This is a genomic window from Vibrio sp. 1978 (genome assembly GCF_033344345.1).
This window is the reverse complement of the sequence record NZ_JAWPOP010000013.1, coordinates 3936-24125: the sequence shown is the minus strand read 5'-3', so window position 1 is coordinate 24125 and position 20190 is coordinate 3936. Positions and strand designations below refer to the sequence as shown.

Below are 20190 nucleotides of genomic sequence, written 5' to 3'. Positions count from 1 at the left end.
TTATTCACAGAGAAGCAAGATACTTCAACGCGTCTTCCTGCGTTAAAACTCCACGGTACTCTTCTTTGGTATTACACAATACCCAAGGGAAACGAATGCCGGTTTTAACCAACTCTCGAATAACAGAGACAGGTAAATCCTCATCAACCAACACAAATTCGGTGCTCATTATCTGATTAACAGGACGTTTCCAAATTCTGCTTTCTCGTTCAGTTTCTCGCTCTGTGCCCATCGAGGGCGTTAGGTGTAAATTCACCGTCTCTTTCGTAATTAACCCAACACAACGATTTTCATTGAGAACAACTAAAGGCAAGCTTGGATTCAAATTCATGTACTCCACTGCCAAGGAGAGCGGTTCTCCAGGGTCCATAGACCTGACTTGTTCATGGCTCAAAGATTGCAGCACATCACTTTGCTTAGACTCAATCGCGATGTCAGAGAACAGATGCTCATAACTGTCCGCTTTATCCATCAAATCGACAGGCACGGCAGCAGAAAATAGAAAGCCCTGCATGTAATCGACACCGATTTCTGCCAATACTTGAAGTTCTTGCTTAGATTCCACGCCTTCAGCAACCACTTTTACATTCATTTGCTGTGCAAGCTCGGTGACCATTTTCACAATGTTATAGCTGGTGCTCCCTTTATGAATGTTCTTGATGAATTTTCGGTCTATTTTCAGTAAATCAAACTGCCCTTTTTCTAGATAAGAAAAAGAAGAATACCCAGTACCGAAGTCATCAATCGCGATCTCAATGCCCTCTTTCCGCACTTCCTCTAGAGCTCGAGTATGCTCCTCATCTTGTTCAAAATACGCGGTTTCTGTTAGCTCGATAGTTACTCGCTTAGGGTCTACACCACTGGCTTTAATCAAATCATGCGACCGCTGAAGGATCTGAAGAGAATCCAATTTCGTATTGAGGGAGCGATTGATGGTCACGCCCACTTCCTCGCCATAAATTTCTTGTAAGCGCGGAAAGTGCTTCAACGCAGCTTGGCAGACCACATCATCAAGTGCCGCTATGAGTTCTAGATCTTCAATAATAGCGATCATCTTCTGCGTACAATACGCATCATTTTCATCATAGAAGCGTGCGAGAGCCTCGAACTTAACCACGCTTCCGGTTTGAACGTCGATAATCGGTTGAAAGTAAACGTCCACTAGCCCACTCTCTATTTGCGCCTCCAAAAACGCCTCGAGATGTTGGCGCTTCACTAATTCAGAGTGAAGTTCACTGTCGTAAAAGTTGAAATAGCTACCTTCACCGGAAATAGAGGACAACATTGCTTGCGCTGCATGTGCTAGCGCTTGTCTTGGTCGGTTCGTATCATAGCCAAGGATTGACACACCAGTTTGGCCTTTAACGATAGTGGCATGCATTTTTGTGCCCATTTCATTTCTAAGCTCATTAAAGAACCCTTTCATGGCAATTTGGATCAAACGAACCGGGCTCAACCATTGACAATGAGGGGTCTGCAAGCATACGACAAACACATCCCGAGATAACTGCCCCGCAATACTGGTGTAGCGACTTCGCATAATAAAATCTGCAAAACCTAATTGCTGTTCAAGCAAGTATCTCTCCGAAAACTTGGGTCTGAGTGTCATAACAATGTTGAGTTCTTTATTTCTGCTTTCATTCGCTAAGGTAGCTAATTGGAGTTCAAATTCTTTCCTCGTCGGTAAAAAGGCAGCCCAATCATGCTGTTGTTCACAACGATTTTTCATCCACAACAACGAAGCAGAAATATCCGTAGAAAATCCGAGATAAAGAATTCGTCCAGAGTGAAAAGTAAGTCGGTAAATACAAAGATGATGAGCTTGGTTGCTACCGTTTGCTGTTTTGCTCAGCAAGTTACCACACCAACATCCTTCATCATTAATTTGCTGCCACAGCTGATCATAAAACGCTTGGCTATGGTGAGAGGTACTGAATATATGAGTTTTAAGCCCAACCAGATCTCGGTTTTGATAGCCCATTTGTAACTCAAAGGCACGGTTACAACCTAAGATGCGCGTATCTTCATCGGCAACTAAAACGCCTACATTTGGCAAATCAAAAATCGTTTCGAGGATTTTCGCTAACTCCTCGCAACCAGTGATTGTTAATTGTGGAATGATAGTGCCTTGGATAATGCGCTTATTGAGCCTTTCAAAACTAATAGTAACGTGCACTAAGTTAACGTTTTTTAGCATCATGCAACAAGAAAACCGCCCCCGTCCGCCAAAGAGTTCCACTTCTAGAATTCGTTGTTTTAGCGTTTCTTGTTGCCCCATCAGCATATGATCAAACAAGTTATTTAGGCTGGTTACTGGCGTACTTATCCCAAATGCCTTTGCCATTCCTTGCTGATCACATTCGAACTCGCGAGTATCAATATCGTAAGACCACTCTATAACAGGAGTTAGACTGGAAGTCGTTTGCATTTTTGGATGCACTGTTGTCGTAGATTCACTCATACCCTAGCCCCTTTTTTTGTAATTAGCCCAAGGCTCAAAATTCACAGTCAATTCGCGACATTCCAGTTGGGACCTGCCGATCCTCTTTATAGATGGATTGTGTCAACGATAAGCCTATCGACTTAGAACTATTTCCAGAGCAGCTCAGCCTTTTGCATTTAATATGCACTAATTTGATTATAGGCTTTACCCCATATAAGCACACCATTGCTTATACTTTGTATTAAGATTGCGACATTTTTCATGAACCGATCTATAACCATGAGGCTTTCAAGGTGAAATTAGACAGAAAATCGCCGATAGAGCATTGATATTTTTACAAACCAAATAAAACTCGATGAACTAAGCTGGAATAGATGAGTTTGTTATAGATACCTGATAATCAAATCGCTATAATTCGCGCTCCCTGGAACAGAGAGCAAAATATGACCAATAACATCACTCCTATTCATGAGTACAAAAAATACTGGGCAGAGTGTTTTGGTACGGCACCTTTCTTGCCGACCAGTCGCAAAGAAATGGATGCCCTAGGATGGGATAGCTGTGACATTATCATTGTAACCGGTGACGCTTATGTGGATCACCCAAGCTTTGGTATGGCTATCATTGGCCGCCTGCTAGAAGCACAAGGTTTCCGTGTCGGTATCATTGCTCAACCAGAATGGCAAAATAAAGCTGAGTTCATGCAACTTGGTAAGCCAAATCTGTTCTTCGGGATCACTGCGGGTAACATGGACTCCATGATCAACCGTTACACCGCGGATAAAAAGCTTCGTCACGATGACGCGTACACACCGAATAACGAAGGTGGTAAACGCCCAGACCGCGCGACTTTGGTTTACTCTCAGCGTTGTCGTGAGGCATACAAAGAAGTACCTATTGTTTTAGGTGGTATCGAAGCTAGCCTACGCCGTGTGGCGCACTACGATTACTGGTCAGATAAAGTTCGCCGTTCTGTACTGTTTGATGCAAAAGCAGACATCCTACTTTTTGGTAACGCAGAGCGCGCACTTGTCGAAGTAGCACATCGCATCGCAAACGGCGAAGACATCAGCACCATGACCAATATTCGTGGTACTGCCGTGAACTTGCCAGCGGCGCCAGAAGGCTACACGGTTATTGATTCTTCTCGCATTGAAAAACCTCGTAAAGAAGCGTTCGTACCAAAGAACCCATACGAAGTAGAAACTCAGTGTGAAACTAAAAAAGACGAGCCAGTTGCACAACCAATCACGATTCGCCCATCACGCCACGATGCTGCGACGACTGCGGTCCGTTTACCTTCGTTTGAAAAGCTAAGAAACGATCGCATTCTTTATGCGCATGCAAGCCGTGTATTGCATCTAGAAACGAACCCGTACTCTGGTCGAGCGTTACTTCAAAGCCATGGTGATCGTGAACTTTGGGTAAACCAAGCTCCAATTCCATTGACGACCGAAGAGATGGACTTTGTGTTTGGCCTGCCTTACGCGCGTGTCCCTCACCCTATGTACGGGAAAGCAAAAATTCCTGCGTACGACATGATCAAGACGTCTGTGAACATCATGCGTGGTTGCTTTGGTGGCTGTTCTTTCTGTTCGATTACCGAGCATGAAGGTCGAATCATTCAAAACCGTTCGAAAGAGTCTATCATCAACGAGATTGAAGAAATTCGCGACAAAGTTCCGGGCTTTACCGGCACAATTTCCGATCTTGGTGGCCCGACTGCAAACATGTACCGCCTGGGCTGTAAAGATCCAAAAGCGGAAGCGAACTGTCGTCGTCCTTCTTGTGTATTCCCGGGCATCTGTAACAAGCTAAACACAGACCACAAACACACGATCGATTTATACCGCGAAGCGCGTAAAGTTGAAGGCGTGAAGAAAGTGATGGTTGCATCTGGCGTACGTTACGACCTTGCGATTGAATCACCAGAATACGTGAAAGAGCTCGTGACTCACCACGTAGGCGGTTACTTGAAGATTGCACCGGAACATACAGAGAAAGGTCCTCTTGATCTAATGATGAAGCCAGGCATGGGTACGTACGATCGCTTTAAAGAGATGTTCGAGAAATACAGTGCAGAAGCAGGCAAGAAGCAGTACTTAATCCCTTATTTTATCTCTGCGCACCCAGGCACAGAAGACGAAGACATGCTGAACCTTGCTCTGTGGCTGAAAAAGAACAACTTCGAATGTGACCAAGTACAAAACTTCTACCCTTCGCCAATGTGTAACGCAACGTCGATGTACTACTCAGAGACAAACCCTCTGAAACGCGTGAAGTACAAAAAACGTGAAGATGTACCTGTAGCAAAAGGTGAACGTCAACGTCGCCTACATAAAGCGCTGTTGCGTTACCACGATCCAGCAAACTGGCCAATGATCCGTGAAGCCCTAGTCAGTATGGGTAAAAAACATTTGATTGGTGACAAACAAGGCTGTCTCGTTCCTGCAGAAGACATTGAAGCACAAACACCTGCGCAACGTCGTAAATCTGGTCGTCACGGGGCAAACCGCTTTGCAACCAAACATACCAAAAATCAACCAGGCTTCGGTGGTCATTTGAACAAACGCTCTGAAAGCGGTTCAAAAGATGGTAAGCCATCTGGTAACCGTAACGGTTCTGGCAAAGCTACAGGTGGTCAACGCCCTGCAAGCAACGGCCAACGTCCTAGCGGCAACGGTGCAAACCGCCCGGCAGGTAGCAAGCCGCAAGGCCAAGGTCGCCCGCAAGGACAAGGCAAACCAGCTGGTCAACGTAAACCAAAGCGTCGCTAATTATTTAGAGCTTAAATACTAGAAAGGGCTCCAGAGTTAACTCTGGAGCCCTTTTGTTTTGTCGGCTCATTGAGGCATCACTCACAACTCAAACTTTGATTCAATCAATACAAAAAATGGTAAACACCAACCAACTTATTGGAAAAACAAACAATTATTTGATTGACGCAAAACCATAAAAATCTAACTCATTGATTTTTAATTGCTTTATTTTGGTGCGATATTTGCGTAATAGAATAAAACTCTTAAACATGGGCTAACGATGAATAATCCACTTCCCCCAAAAACTTCTATGTTCTGGTATGACAACAGCTATACCTATGAGGAGGCCGTTCAGGCATTTGAAAGCGATGGTACACTGAAATCGCTGAATATCGTTCCAACCACGGAATCCGATGATCTTGCTGGCTCACCCCCAGAGCGCAGTATGTTTTGGGAGGGAGAAACAAAAAAAATCGATCCGCCACCGCCGTCTGAACCAGAGCCTCTCAATTTAAAAACTGAGAAGGAAGCAACGGAAGCATCACCTGCGCACTTTATCCCAGTCCGCTATGCCATCGATCAGCTAGAAACAGAAGAGACACAACCTTTTGGTTTGCCTGAAGAATGGAAAGGCCAAGGCCCAGCCAAACTCAATACCGTTGGTTACACCCTGCGTCAACTGCGCGACGGTTGGCTGTATGTCTATGATGCAATCAACAAAAGCTTAGACGAATACGAAATCAAAGGAACGCAATTCACGCTCTATAAGTTGGGAGAATCAGAAAGCCCAAAATCAGAGCAGCGAGGGACACCACAAGATGCAAAGGCCTTCCTTACTTACGTCAACGGAAGCGTACTATCGATTTGCTTCTCTGAGCACCGCTGGACATGGCACACGTTCATGCGCGTACTTAACAATCCGAGTAATCATATCGATCGCATGCAAACCATTGTTCTGTCCTCAAACGAGAATCAGCACAACATTGCACCAATAGATAAGTTAACCCAAGTCGCTGATATTGAATCTTCTGCCGTCGATGATGGTCGCTTTGCGGATTCTGGCATCGCCACCAAAGCAGATGAAGATGGTTCTGTCTTTAAACCTGTCGCAGTCGAAAGCGATTTAACCTCTGCGATTCCAGAAGAAGAATCAGGCTACTTCGCCGCGATAAAAGATTACGCCGCAGACATTCAAGATATGTCACTGCATTTTGTTGGTGCCGCAAGCCCTTACCGCCTTTTCACTGACCAGTTTTCAAACCAGTGGAACTTGATGCAGACCGCCATGCAACTGTGTATGTTTGGTGCAAGTGACGAGGTAGACATGCCAGCTAGCGTTAAGCGTAACGGCGAAGAGCTGTCGTTTTATACCGACATGGCTGACTATTATGACTCCTCTCACCAACTTGATTTGGCAGAGCAGAACAAAAGCTCAGTTCAGTCCGGCTATCCTGCTAAATTTTCCGCTGGAGCGATTGAATCACACCAACATACCCAAAGTGACATTGCTAAAGCGATACAGGACAAATATCGAATTTCTGCGAGCCGTTTTGGTAAATACGAACAATGGATAGCGACTGAACGCTGGCGTCAGCAGCTCAACTGGAAGCAAATGCTGAGCGAGATGCAAGAGCTGTCAGAACAAAAAGAAACCATGATAGCCCAAGTGGTTTCGGTCAAACGCGACTTTATTGCTGTAATGGAATCTTTGACACCTCATCATCTTGAGAGAACCTTCGACCTATACAGCGAAGACACGCAGTACAGCTTGTATCAACTGCACAAGCAAGCCGTTGAGTCATTTACTCTGGTGATGCAAGAAGAAGACCGACAGTGGGCTGAAAGCCAATGGGAAAAACCAACCAGTTTACTTGCTCTCTATGCCTCAGGGTTTAGTCGTAGTTTATTTAAAGTGATGGAGAAGAATATTACAGAGGCGCTTGATGAACAGTCGATCGTCTCAGACAATCCTGAACCTGATAATCAGTTGATGGACCAGATATCTGATACAAGCAACCGCGTGAATATGTACTCTAAGATCATGGACTTTGTTTCCAACCCAAACACTGCGGAAACAGCCTTTCTCAAAGATATCGCCAAAGGTTTCCAAGAGCTGGATATTATTTTTAAATCTGCAATAGGTGCGCTTGCAAAAGGCGTTGTAGAGTTTGGTGTTAGCATGACCTCACAAGTATCAATTTCGCTGATGCCTGTTTTCGCTAAACCTCTGAACCGTCATAGCTATTATTTATTTGCCGTTATTGCAGAACATATGGCACACAATATGCCCGTAACAATAAAAGAAGGTTACGCTCACGATTTTAAAAAATGGAAAACACGCGTAAATGATTATCTGATTAAGCTCGAAAAAAACGATGCAATCATTGCTGACTTCCAGAAAAATAACCGCAAAGCTGACTCTAAATACACAACAGCTTTAAAAAATAAAAAGACTATTAAGAAGGCTCTCGCTGTAGCTACATTGGAGTACCCGCAGTACATTGAGTTACCTGATGATCTACCTCAAAGAACCATCGAGCTTAGAACGCGGATCGTGATGAATAAGCTCAATGATTTGAATAAACTGTTCGAGAATGCCGGTGGTCTAGGCTTTCTGGCATTAATATTTAACTGCATCGCGCTTGGTGATGCCATGAGCAGTATTCAAGACACGGGGTTAATGTCCTCAGATGAATTTTTGGATATCCAGCAAAAGTTATTTTACACAGTCAACGCTTGGACAGGTGTTCGTACAGGTAAGTTATGGGAGAAAGTGAAGGGTGAACCTAGGTTAAGGTCACATTCATATAATGTCTTAAAAAAGTTAGTGAATAGAAACGAAGATACCTTTAAAAACTTAAACCTTGATGACCTAAAGGTATTCAATAAATGGCTAGCAATCACAGGGGCTTTAGGTGCGTTAGCTTCGGGTATTGAGGCTTACCGTTCTTGGCAGAGTGCTGACAAAGTTTATGGTCAAGAAAAATATCTGCATGTAGCAAATTCCCTAGTATTAACAGCAATGTCAGCTGTCGGTATATTCCAAGTATACGGAGGGTTAACTGGACAATTTGCATTAAACTTATCCTTTGGCGGGCCTATAACGGCCGGCCTGGTTATTCTCACGATTGCATACCTAGCCATCAATTATAAGTTGAATAAACTGAAACAAGATGATTTCCAAAAATGGTTAGATAAACTGCCTTGGGGTTATCACCCGACTCGCACTCAGTGGAGCCAATCTTCGAGCTTACCCGAAAGAGAGAAGCATAATTCAGCATTGGTTCAGCAAGCGCTGTTTGACTTACAATCTATTATTCAACAGCCTACGGTATACCATCAACCTATTGAAAAAGTACAAGCTTACCCAGGTTACACACATCGTGAGTTAATCGGTTTGGAAGTGCATATTCAACTGCCAAGGCGTGCTGCAACGAATGGTATTACGTTGAGAACTAACAGCAAGGCAACAGAAGATGATTTGATGTCAGGCTCGTGGCATCAAAACGCAGATTTAGTCACGCTACAAACTCAAGATCAAGCGAGCAAAGAATCACTGGTGTACAAAGTAACCTTGCCAATTGAAGAAGCAGATCATTACCTTGCAATGCAAGTAGCTTACGATGTGGAAGATGATGCCCCTGCTAAGCGTGAGTATTGGTTCCAAAACGGCATAAAACAGAGTGCAACTTATGGCATTATTTCAGACAATATCAAACAAGACATAATTAAAAAAACACTCACCCCCGCTGTTGGCACACTAGGTTTTCAGGAGTAACCCTTGGCATATTCACCGTTTTATATCACCCCAGAAGAATTGGCGGTTTATCAAGAAGCACAAGAGCAAGAGATTCTCAAAGGGGACAATTTAACAACATGGCATAAGTATGATGTAGAAGAGCCATTTCGCTACCATTACAAGTTAACGGCTTTGCCATTTATGAGCTTCTTATTTGTAATTGTATTTTTGACACACTCAAGTGATACGCTTGTCGTGACCTTTTTTGGCCTTATCTTGTCAGTAATGATGGCCGGGATCTTTTATCTTACGATTGGCCTCGACTATCGCTATGACTATATCTTTTCTGACAAAGGCTTTGTGATGAAGAAGCGTCGCAACATGCCTAAGTGGGCGAATACCGCCACACAAGCCGTTGGCTGGATCGGTGCGGTAGTTTGCGTTTTGATGGTAGCGGTAGTTGGCCCGATGGCGTTAGCTGGAGCGGGCGCTCTTATTTTATTCTCATTTGGTATGTTAAAACGCAAGCCCGATGAACCAACAGAAGTGAGAATTGGAGAGCGTGAAGATTGGTTGTTTGCCGACTACAACAAAAAGCGCAAAGTGATCCAGTTCTACTTTAAGCAGGATAAGTGTGAATATATCGATATGGAACACAACACTATTGTCCGTTCACATAGTAGATCTGATTGCTACGTATTTTTCAAAACTGAAACGGACTTAGAATCGATGGTAAATCAGTTAGCGACGGAATATAAGCTGGATTGTACAGAGGTAGATGACCACAAAAAGCTGTTTGAATCGAAGCCAGAAGCTAGACTGTTTAACATTCCTGTTTGTAATAGAGAATATAAAGCCGATGAGGTATTTGATTTAAGAGCGTCAAATGCCCCGCTTCCTGAGCGTGAATACCTTTACAACGGTAAGTGGCAAACCGAGTCTGAAATCGAACAATCAAAATCTGAACTAACGGCAGCCAAGGTATAAACCTTGGCTTATTTACCTTTTTACATCCCCCATGAAAAGCTTTAGGTTTACTCTGATGTACAAAAAGAAAAATTGGTTCAAATAACGAATTTTTTAACTCGAGGATAGGATAGTAAGCCCGAACCTTTCTATCCTCTACTAAACACCCATTTTGCACTGAGTAAATAGTTACTCACCATGCCTGCCAATATGCCTAAGATCAAAGCCAAATAGACCATCACTCCTTGCGTTCCAAGCGCGAGCGTTACGCCTTTGAACACAATAAAATTCGGCAAAGCACTGATACAGGCACTCGCCATAAATTTTTGCCATTGAGCGAAAGGGTTGGTTTTTTCTGCTTGAGAGAAAGTCAGCCAGCGATTGCCAAGCCAAGTCGTGGTTGCTGCAAACAAAAATGCTATCCCACGAGCCAGCATCAACTCCAGACCAAACCAATGGAACAACACAGAAAAGATAAGAGTGTCGACCATAAAGCCGACACCACCTACCAGAGCAAACCTTGTTAACGAAGCAAACCTTTCTAAAGAAGCAAATCTTGGTAATTTGCGCATTCCGTTACCCAACCACACAGGTGTAGAGTGAGCGTTTCGATTTTGCTGTGAACTCGTTGGTACAACTCAACGCATTTTCATGAATCATGCTATCCACTTGCTGCGATTTACCAATCAGGTGGAATTTCTTCAGATTGTTTAAGTCATTCTTATCTTCAAGCTTTTTCGCCTGACCATGACTATAGAACTGGCCTGAGAACGGGCGCTTACCAATGTAGAAGACTGGAGCGTTGTCATTAATTTGCGCGAAGATGATGCGGTCGCTGCGGCTATCTGCTTTGCCCATATTCAAAACCAACATCGCAATCATAAGCAGCGCTGGCAACACCGCTGCCGTTCCGGTCAGCCATTTGAAATCGTGTTTATCCACCAGCATCGCAATCAAGATACCCAATGCAGGCACACCCGGTAGCACGTAAGCAGGCAAAATATTCCCAGCCATGGTGAACAAGATCATTGGTGAAATCAGCCAACACATCAGGAAGCTAAATAGGCCTTGATGATCAGTTTCAATGGCTTTGAGTACTTTACGACGTTTCCACGCCAAGATAGGCAATACAATTGACCAAGGCGCAGCCGATTGCAGCCAGAATACCCAGATCATCCCACGTGGTTGATCATGAGCAGAGCCATACAGGTCTCCTTCCCAACCGCTGACAACAAAACGCTTAAAGTGCTCGCCAACAATAAAGTAATCAATAAATCCAGGCGTCGCCATTTCAGCCATGATGTACCAAGGTAGAGCAATCGCCAGCATGAGCGCCAACCCCAACACAATTGGAAAACGCTGCCACAAGGCTTTGAAGGCACCGAAGAAACCATGCTGAATCACAAGCCAAGGAAACACTGCGATGCCCATGATCACGATCGCCACCGGACCTTTTGCTAACAGCCCGCAAGCCAAGCCAAAGAAACCGAGATAACCCCACAATCGGCTGTGTTTGTCTTTGCCAAGCCAGCAGTAGTAAAAGCCGACCATCGCCATGGTCATTGCCAATGTCAGTGCCATGTCTGTCATCACTGCACCCGCCGCAATTGAAAAGATGCCACACGTCGCCAATACCAACGCTGCGATGACTGCATTAAAGCCAGCGCGATGCGCCATGGCTGCAACAAAAATAATAGTCGCGACACCCGCCAACCAATGAGGCGCGCGCACTGCGAATTCATTCAATCCAAACAACTCAATGCCATAAGCACTCATCCACGTGAACAGGGGTGGTTTCCCCCAAAAAGGCACGCCGTAATCAAACTGTGGGGTAAGCCAATTGCCTGTTTCCACCATTAAGCGCGCCATTTCGCCATAGCGGGCTTCTGTGGTGTCCATCAAAGGGTATGCGGCAAGTGAAATAAGACGGAGTAAAAGAGCAAACGCCAACAACAACCACAGATGGGTTTTATTAATACTCATGATTACGCGGTTTCTCCCAGTTTAAACTTCATGGTTTGGATGGATTGATGTTTTGCAGGCTGCTCGTAAACAGACTGAACAAGATAAAGAAGGCGTTGCTTGGTCTCGACAAAAATGCGGCCAATGTATTCGCCCAAAAGGCCAATCGACAGCAGTTGCACACCGCCCAAGGCAAGTTGGACGACCATCATGGATGGGTAGCCAGTGACAGGCTCACCAAACGCAACAGTTTTCATCACTATGAATGCGCAATAGATAAAGGCACTGAACGCCACCAATGCACCAGCAAGTGTCGCTAAACGCAAAGGACGAATGGAAAACGAGGTGATGCCGTCCATTGCAAGGCCAATCAGCTTGAGGTAGTTCCATTTGGTTTCACCACAGAAACGAGCGTCACGCTCAAACTGAACCGTCACTTGCTTGAAACCCGGCCAAGAAAAGATGCCTTTCATGTATCGGTTACGCTCTGGCAACGCATTGATGTGTTTAACCACTTTTGCGCTCAGTAGACGGAAATCGCCCACGTTCTCCGGCACATCCAATTTCGCCATGCTATTAAGCACTTTGTAAAAGCAAGCGGCCGAGAAGCGTTTGAACCAAGTTTCACCGTGGCGTTCACTGCGCTGCATGTTCACCACGTCATAACCTTCACGCCATTTTGATACCATTTGCGGGATCAACTCCGGTGGGTCTTGCAAGTCGGCATCAATCACAATCACCGCTTCACCTTGGCAGTGTTCCAGACCCGCACTCATGGCGGACTCTTTGCCAAAGTTACGGCTTAGTGCAATACAACGAACGTCGCTAGAAGATTGAGAAAAGTTTTGCGCGATCATTAGGCTGTCATCTTTGCTGCCATCGTCGACATAAACGATTTCACAGCGTTCTGGCATTTCATCCAAAACGGCGGCTAAACGACGATGAAATTCAGGTAAGACTTCTTGCTCGTTAAAGAATGGCACCACAACAGACAAAACTGTTTTAGGCTCAGTGTGTTGGCTCACCTTTGAAAAGGTTGCAGCGTGAATGTTGAAGGTTGACATGCTACTCTTCCACTAAATCCGATGAATGAATCCAGTCTACAAACATCAACGTGAAAGAGATGTTATTGACATCTTTTTCACGTCCTTAGTGAATAATGTTCGGTTAAGACGAAATCTTATTTTCGAGCACCTGCCCACTTGGAGAGAAATACATGAAACGCGTACTTTTAGTCGAAGATAATCGAGAAATCGCAGGCATGCTGTTCGATTATTTTGAGTGTGCAGGTATGGAACTCGATTATGCAGACAACGGCGAGCTCGGCCTGAAACTGGCGATGGAAAACACCTTCGACATCATCTTGCTCGACCTCATGCTGCCACGCATGGATGGCCTGACCATGTGTAATAAACTTCGCGATGCGGGCAACAACACACCAGTGCTTATGCTGACTGCACTCGATAGCCGTGACGATATGCTCAAAGGCTTCCAACACGGTGCGGATGACTATCTGACCAAACCCTTCGATCTTGATATTCTTGAAGCGCGCATGATGGCACTGATCCGCCGTTACCGCGGCACTGTCGCGTCGAGCAAGTTGGAATATGGCGAAGTCTCTATCGACCAAAAAACGCGTAAAGCTTACCGCCAAGATAAACTGTTGGCGCTAAACCCAACCACTTACACCATTCTGGAAATGCTTGTGAAAAGCGCGCCAGACGTAGTAACACGTGAAGAAATCGCCTTCCAACTATGGCAAGAGAACGAGCCGAACAACGACGTTCTGCGAAGCCACATTTACCAACTTCGCAACCAACTTGATAAGCCATTTGAACAACATGTGCTGATCACCGTGCCGAAAGTTGGCTTCCGCTTGGAGACAGTTGCATGATCAATCGCTTACTTGCTAGCACGCAAAGCACACAAAGTATGACAGGGCGGCTCGCTCTGTTTTTCTCTTTTGTGTCGGTCGTGATTGGCATCTTCTGTTTTTTGTTGATTACCGGCTCCCTGCTTTGGTCTGAAGACCGCGTGGGCGAGCGTCGTATTATGGTCGACAAAAAAGAAGCGATTGAACATTTCCAGTCCCACCCAGAGCAAGGCAGTATTCAGCTTGACCTGCTCACCACCGCATACAACGACATCTCATTGGTTGCCGAGCGCTACCAAAAATACCTAATAGGTCAAAAGCACTTTCTTGATGAAGTAGAAGATGGTGAATACTCGCGCATGGTTTACATGAGTACTTACACCTACAAAGGCGTTGAACATCCCGTTATTCTGGTTTCCTTGATTGATGAAATCGAGATCACCTCAGAGGAATTCATTCTCGTCGTCGCTATGGTGCTGTCCATTGTCGCCGTGCTGGTGTTCCTGTTTGGTAGCCTGCTGCTGCGCTTATCGCAGCGCTTAATTGAACCCGTCAATGCGCTTAAAACCCAACTCGATCATCACCAAGGCGATGCCACGCAGACCTTTAGTGTGCCTGAGGGCTCGGCCAAAGAGTTCCAAACCCTTGCGGATGAGTTGAATGAGTACCGCCACAAAATCAACCAAGTCATCAAGCGCGAGCAAGCCTTTGCACGATACGCAAGCCATGAACTGCGTACACCGTTAACCGTGATGAAAGGCTCAAGCAGCTTACTGGCGAGAAGTGCGAACACGGATTTCCAAAACCGCCAAGTGAACCGAATTCAGGATGCAACGCAGCAGATGTCGACCATGGTGGATGCCCTACTCGGCTTAGTGCGTTACGAGCGTAATGCAGATGATTCACCAGTACGCAGCATCACCGAAGAAGAACTCAACCAAATCATCTTCCAAAGCCAAGCTCAGGCGGATGAGAAAGCACTCAGCTTTAATGTACAGATAGACGGCAACCCAAGAACGCGCGCGACGAATGCCGTGTTGACCATTATTCTTGGCAACCTGATTCGCAACGGCATCGCCGCGACACCATCGGGATCAATTCATATCAGCATGGATGAAAACACCATCTCGGTGCGCGATGAAGGTGAAGGCTTTTCAACCATTCCACATTCTGATGGGCACGGATTAGGTTTGATGATTGTGGATGATTTGTGTCAACGCTATGGCTGGCAATTTAAGATTGGTACACATCCAGAAGGTGGTTGTGAGGCAGTAATTGATCTTGCGTCAGAGCATCAGGAATAACCGAAATGGTTGTACTGAAACACAGACTTTTTATCTGGGTTTAATGGCGTTACACTACGCGCCCTTTTTAACGGCAAGGTCGCGTGGTTGGACACGTCAGCAGTCACATGAAACTCTCTGAAAGCCCGATAACTCAACACAACTTCAACGGTCATACGTTTTTTCTTAAGCGTGATGACATGCTGCATTCTCACTTTTCTGGGAACAAAGCACGTAAGTTTATGACGTTAATGGAAGAGCAAAATCCCGACATCACCACGTTAATAAGCTTTGGCTCCGCTCAATCTAATGCCATGTACTCGCTAGCGGCTCTCGCCCAGATTAAAGGTTGGGCATTTGAGTTTTATGTTCATCACATTCCATCTTGGCTAAAAAGCTCCCCCATCGGAAACTATCGCGGCGCTCTCGATTTGGGTATGAAAATCACCGCCATGCAAGACATCGGTAGCGAACTTCACCCTAGTGAATACATCCACCAGGTACGAAGAGTAGATGAGTCGACATTGCTGATTCCAGAGGGTGGACGTTCCCACCTCGCTGAAGCTGGCATCAAACAGTTAGCACGAGAAATTCTTGATTGGACGCGATTGAGAGGTAAAGAGCAGTTTACGGTCGCCCTGCCATCAGGTACTGGCACGACGGCTTTATATCTTCATAAACATTTAAGCCCACACGGCATAGAAGTGCTAACTTGCCCTTGCGTAGGCGATGCAGATTACTTAACTGAGCAGTTCAACCAGCTCGGTGAAAACAGCCACCCAACCATTTTAACCGTGCGCAACAAACACCATTTTGGTCGCTTGTACGAAGAAGATTACATCACATGGAAAGCACTCTTTGAGCAAACCGACCTCGAATTTGACCTGTTATACGACCCGTATATGTGGCAATGCCTCACCCCTTGGTTGGAAGAGAACACAGATAAAACGGTGATTTATATTCACCAAGGCGGGTTACTTGGCAACGAGTCGATGTTGCCAAGATATCAACGAGAATTTGAATAGCGTGTTCAAATAAAGTTGTTGCTGATTACAGTGATTCCACTATTTGATGAGCGCCAGAATTTCTTTGAATTCAGGTGCTCGGCAATCTTCGACCATTTCATACAAACACATTTCTAACCCAGTGAGCACCACACCGTTAGCGGTTAACTTCGCAAGAGCGAGCGCTTTATTGGCAGCGGTTCGGGAAGAGACACAATCCGTGACTAATTCAACGCGATAACCGGACTGGCGCAGAGAAACCGCGGTTTGATAGACGCAAATGTGGGATTCAATACCGCAAACCAACCAGGTATCAACTTTCGCGTTCTCCACCGCGACCTTAAACGTCGCCTCTTTGCAACCATCAAACGTGTACTTGGTAATAGGTAAATGCGTGCTTTCAAGCACTTCACGAATCGGCTCCGCGGTTGGGCCCAACCTTTCTGGATTCTGTTCTAGCCACAGAATAGGCAAATCTAGTGCTTTGGCGCCCTTTACCAGTTTCGTGATATTTTCAATCAGTGCGTCGCTTTCATGCATTAATGTAGCGAGTTTGCCCTGAACATCCACCACAATCAGGCCCGTGTTTCCTTTCGATAACATTTCCATCTCCTATCTTGTGCGACCACAAACCATACTCAACAAGTTGAGCAACAGTTAATGTATCAGAACCCTTTCATGTTAGAGCAATAAAACCTAGAAAGATGACCTTCGCTCACACATTTGCCCTTAGGTAAGAGTGGTTTGAACTGACTATTTAAATTTCTCTCGAATTAGTTCAATCAAGGCTTTGACTTTATTGGGCAGAAATAAGGCCGAGGGATAAATCAGAGTAAGATGCTGCTTCGGATGCGCGAATTGAGGCAGCACCTCGACCAACAAACCGTCTCTCAGTGCAGGCTTGGAATGAATTTGAGGAATAAACGCGATGCCGTTTCCTGCTATCGCCATCGAGCGCAGCAAGTTGAGGTCATCCGAACGCAACGCCACATGCAGATCTGAATCGAGCAAATCGGCATTGTAACGATTAGTTAAAAGGCGATGCTGCTTAAGATCTTCCACCGTTTTTACTGGCGGATGCGATTCTAGATAGGCTTTTGACGCAACAAAGTGACTACGATAAGGCAAAAGACTGAACTGCACATAGCTGTCATCGGTGACTTTGACCACGCTCGGAAGAAGCTGTAAATCAAACGATTGACGCTTGAGATCGACACTCTCTTGATGGTTTTCAATCTCGACCGAAATCTCCGGATACCGCGTTGTGTACTCGGTGATGATCGCGTTAAACGCGGCAGAGCTCATCAATGCGGAAGGAATGGCTAAACGCACCTTGCCCGTCAGCTCTTGTTGATATTCGTGCATGGCATTTAAACCTTGCTGAATATGGTCAATAGGCTGCCCCACCAACTCAAACAAGCGTTTCCCGTGCTCCGTCAACTCAATGCTGCGTGTTGTGCGAATCAAAAGCTGTACCCCGAGCGATTTCTCTAATTCTTGCAGACGACGACTCACTTTTGAGCGTTGTAGTTGATTCGCCTCTGCCGCTGCACTTATACCGCCGTGAACCACTGTCTGAGTGAATAGGTAAATATCATCAAAATTAACGTTCATTGTCCTATTTTTAGGTCATTTATGTTCGTATTATCATTCTACTGAATTGTGAGTGACTTCTCTATAATCCGCTATCCAATATGTTTAACGGAGCTTGTAATGACGGCTGACCAAAAATTCAAACACTGGATGCGAACTTTGATTGTCCTGTTCATCGTACTATTTTTGTACATTATCATTGCTGACCGCCACGCCCCCTTAACGACCGAAGGACGAGTGCAAGGATACGTTGTCCAAGTCGCACCCGAGGTATCTGGTAAAGTGACCGACGTTCTCATCGAGAATAACCAGTCCGTTCAAAAAGGCGATGTGTTGTTTACGATTGATGATCGTAAATACAAGATAGCGCTTGAACAGGCGGAGCTGTCTCTGCAATCCGCCTATGAAAAAGAAGCAACGCTGTATTCTCAACGCGAAGCCGCTCTTGCCAATATTGCCCGCGCACGAGCGACATTTGATAATGCACACCGCGAGTACAACCGCTTACTGACACTATCGAAGCAGAAAGTCATCTCTCAATCGACACTCGATAATGCCTTTGCCCAAAATCAGGTATCACGTGCAGCGCTTAAAGCGGAACGACAAAACTTAAAAGTCATTGAGGCGCAATTAGGCGACCAAAAAGGTCAAAGCACCGCCGTTCGAATTGCCAAAAACGGCATCGAAAAGGCGCAACTTGATTTGGCAAATACCGCGGTACTCGCTCCCAGTGATGGTGTCGTGACCAACCTGCAACTAGAAGTTGGCACGATGGCAAACACCAACATGCCATTGCTGACATTTGTACCAACAGGATCACTTTGGGTAGCCGCTGATTTTCGTGAAAAATCCGTCGCGAACGTAGACAAGACTTTCCACGCCTTGGTCACATTTGATGCCAACCCAGGTTCAGTGTACGACTTTGATTTAGCTAGCCGCGATTACGGTGTAGCAGCCGCACAACAAACGCCTAATGGCGCACTAACCAAAGTAGAAGTGAACAACCGCTGGGTACGTGATGCACAGCGTACACGAGTGAACCTAACCAGCAGTGAAGAGTTACCACCAGCACTGTTTGTCGGCTCTCGCGCTACCATTGTTTTATACCCAGACAACAGCATTTTCTGGCAGTGGATGGCGCAAGCACAGATTCACCTCGCAAGCTGGTTCCACTTCATTTACTAGGCGGCGACAATGAAAACCTTACGAATTTGGTTCGGCTGCTCTTTAGGGCTCGCGCTAAGCATGGTCTTTGGTTGGTCTTACGGATTTTTTGCCATCATGATGCCGTTGTTTATATTAGGCAGAATGGACCACTTTAATCTTTCGGCTCTATTGACCGTATTTTTCTCTGCGGTGTGGACAACCATACAAGCCACATTTTTGCTGGAATACTTGCAGTTTCATCCAACATTAATGACCGTAGCCGTCGGAATTATGATGCTGTTCAAGTGCATTGCAATGATGAACCAGAAAACCTATTTGTTTGGTTACATGGGGTTGTTGGTGGGTTCAATTGTGTTGAACTTTGCCAGCTATAACTTCATGGATATTGAAGAGTTCAACGTCAACATGTGGGTGATGGCGTTCAGCAATATTTTTGTTTGCGCATTCGCGTATTGGTTGTTCCCGGAGCCAAAATCCCCCGCCGAGCACATTGAGATGTCGACTCCAGTGAAAAGCGATATTGACTACATCAGCCAAGTTGCCATGGGTTGGGTAGTGGCGATGGCGGCATTTATCGTATTCCAAGTAGCGGACTTATATGACTCGCTATCCGCACAAGCTTCCATTTTGATCATCCTAACCCCAATGACTTTAGCAGGCTCGCTCGCCATGGCAAAAATTCGCATCATCGGCACCGCACTAGGCTGCATCGCAGGAATGGCTGTTCAGCTCATATTGGGCAGTTGGTATGGGCATGGGCTACTCTTTTGGCTCGCCTTTACCATTGCAATGGGGCCATTCTGCTTGTGGCTCACCAAGGGGCAAATTAAAGCTGCTATCGCGTTTTCTGCCATGTCTGCCCTATCGGTTCCGCTGACGACCTCATTGGTGCCAGAACAAAAAGACGCGTTCTTTTCGATCTTGTACCGTTTCAGTTCGATTTTCGTCGCGGTTCTACTCACCGCGATGGTGATGTGGGTAGTGCATCACTGGATTCGTGTGATGTTGCTAAAGCATCCTGAGATGAAGAACGTGGAGTTGAATTAAACCTGACCGAGGCTGGAAACGGGAAATGTATGCCGCTCACTTTACTGTGAGCGGCATTTTTATTTAAAACGGTCACCCTGAACATCGAGGGACGAGCGTGATTCAGGATCTACCCACCGAGTGCTTTGAAGTGCGAAAGTTATCGTCATTTCCTAGCGAGCTGTAATCAGATTCCTAGTCTCGTCTAGACTCGCTGGAATGACCCTCTCTTGGAGCAGATCCAATACCTAGGGTTGTGGCGAGCAATGTATCTTCCAACATCCGTCATCCTGAACAGCGAGGGACGAGCGTGATTCAGGATCTACCCACCGAGTGCTTTGAAGTGCGAAAGTTATCGTCATTTCCTAGCGAGCT

General features: G+C 45.6%; 14 protein-coding genes. 8 read left to right on the top strand and 6 right to left on the bottom strand.

The window, feature by feature from the left end; all coding sequences use genetic code 11:
* Nucleotides 1–4: 4 nt before the first annotated feature.
* Nucleotides 5–2461 carry an EAL domain-containing protein gene (locus tag R8N49_RS13915; protein WP_151514980.1) on the bottom strand — a complete coding sequence of 819 codons (2457 nt, stop codon included), beginning with the start codon at nt 2459–2461 and terminating at the stop codon, nt 5–7.
* 425 nt (nt 2462–2886) lie between these two features.
* On the opposite strand from R8N49_RS13915, the gene R8N49_RS13910 reads away from it, so the two are divergent.
* The 3 genes from R8N49_RS13910 (at nt 2887) to R8N49_RS13900 (ending at nt 9928) form a co-directional block, all read left to right on the top strand.
* The gene (locus tag R8N49_RS13910) at nt 2887–5220 is read left to right on the top strand and encodes a YgiQ family radical SAM protein (protein WP_258489735.1); all 2334 of its coding nucleotides are present in this window, start codon (nt 2887–2889) and stop codon (nt 5218–5220) included.
* A 262-nt stretch (nt 5221–5482) separates the two neighbouring features.
* Nucleotides 5483–8980 (top strand): T6SS effector BTH_I2691 family protein, encoded by a 3498-nt coding sequence (locus R8N49_RS13905; protein ID WP_186584838.1) that lies wholly within the window; start codon nt 5483–5485, stop codon nt 8978–8980.
* Between the two features lie 3 nt (nt 8981–8983).
* Complete coding sequence (locus tag R8N49_RS13900; protein ID WP_054574767.1) at nt 8984–9928, top strand: hypothetical protein; 945 nt, start codon at nt 8984–8986, stop codon at nt 9926–9928.
* 128 nt (nt 9929–10056) lie between these two features.
* Here R8N49_RS13900 and R8N49_RS13895 read toward each other — a convergent pair whose 3' ends face one another.
* The 3 genes from R8N49_RS13895 to R8N49_RS13885 are packed head-to-tail and all read right to left on the bottom strand — an operon-like array spanning nt 10057 to nt 12933.
* Nucleotides 10057–10479 (bottom strand): GtrA family protein, encoded by a 423-nt coding sequence (locus tag R8N49_RS13895; RefSeq protein WP_186584836.1) that lies wholly within the window; start codon nt 10477–10479, stop codon nt 10057–10059.
* 4 nt (nt 10480–10483) lie between these two features.
* On the bottom strand, nt 10484–11890 hold the full coding sequence (locus tag R8N49_RS13890; protein ID WP_186584834.1) for an ArnT family glycosyltransferase: 1407 nt from the start codon (nt 11888–11890) through the stop codon (nt 10484–10486).
* 2 nt (nt 11891–11892) lie between these two features.
* Nucleotides 11893–12933: a glycosyltransferase family 2 protein gene (locus R8N49_RS13885; protein WP_186584832.1), complete on the bottom strand. Its 1041-nt coding sequence runs from the start codon at nt 12931–12933 to the stop codon at nt 11893–11895.
* Between the two features lie 152 nt (nt 12934–13085).
* Here R8N49_RS13885 and R8N49_RS13880 point away from each other — a divergent pair, with 152 nt between their 5' ends.
* From R8N49_RS13880 to R8N49_RS13870, 3 genes are all read left to right on the top strand, one after another.
* The gene (locus R8N49_RS13880) at nt 13086–13763 is read left to right on the top strand and encodes a response regulator transcription factor (protein WP_020197905.1); all 678 of its coding nucleotides are present in this window, start codon (nt 13086–13088) and stop codon (nt 13761–13763) included.
* Entirely contained in the window at nt 13760–15046 is a 1287-nt protein-coding gene (locus R8N49_RS13875; protein ID WP_186584830.1) for a sensor histidine kinase, read from the top strand. The genes R8N49_RS13880 and R8N49_RS13875 overlap by 4 nt, the downstream gene beginning before the upstream one ends.
* 107 nt (nt 15047–15153) lie before the next feature.
* On the top strand, nt 15154–16050 hold the full coding sequence (locus tag R8N49_RS13870) for a 1-aminocyclopropane-1-carboxylate deaminase/D-cysteine desulfhydrase (RefSeq protein ID WP_086046917.1): 897 nt from the start codon (nt 15154–15156) through the stop codon (nt 16048–16050).
* Nucleotides 16051–16089: 39 nt separating this feature from the next.
* Here the strand turns inward: R8N49_RS13870 and R8N49_RS13865 are convergent, their stop codons facing one another.
* Entirely contained in the window at nt 16090–16632 is a 543-nt protein-coding gene (locus R8N49_RS13865) for a hydrolase (protein ID WP_005457944.1), read from the bottom strand.
* Nucleotides 16633–16782: 150 nt separating this feature from the next.
* A complete protein-coding gene (locus R8N49_RS13860; RefSeq protein WP_017634710.1) occupies nt 16783–17643 on the bottom strand; it encodes a LysR family transcriptional regulator in 861 nt (286 codons plus the stop codon).
* Nucleotides 17644–17742: 99 nt separating this feature from the next.
* On the opposite strand from R8N49_RS13860, the gene R8N49_RS13855 reads away from it, so the two are divergent.
* Both R8N49_RS13855 and R8N49_RS13850 read left to right on the top strand, forming a co-directional pair.
* Nucleotides 17743–18807, top strand: coding sequence for an HlyD family secretion protein (locus R8N49_RS13855; RefSeq protein ID WP_186584828.1), 1065 nt, complete (start codon nt 17743–17745; stop codon nt 18805–18807).
* A 9-nt stretch (nt 18808–18816) separates the two neighbouring features.
* Complete coding sequence (locus tag R8N49_RS13850; protein ID WP_053306601.1) at nt 18817–19836, top strand: DUF2955 domain-containing protein; 1020 nt, start codon at nt 18817–18819, stop codon at nt 19834–19836.
* Nucleotides 19837–20190: the final 354 nt, after the last annotated feature.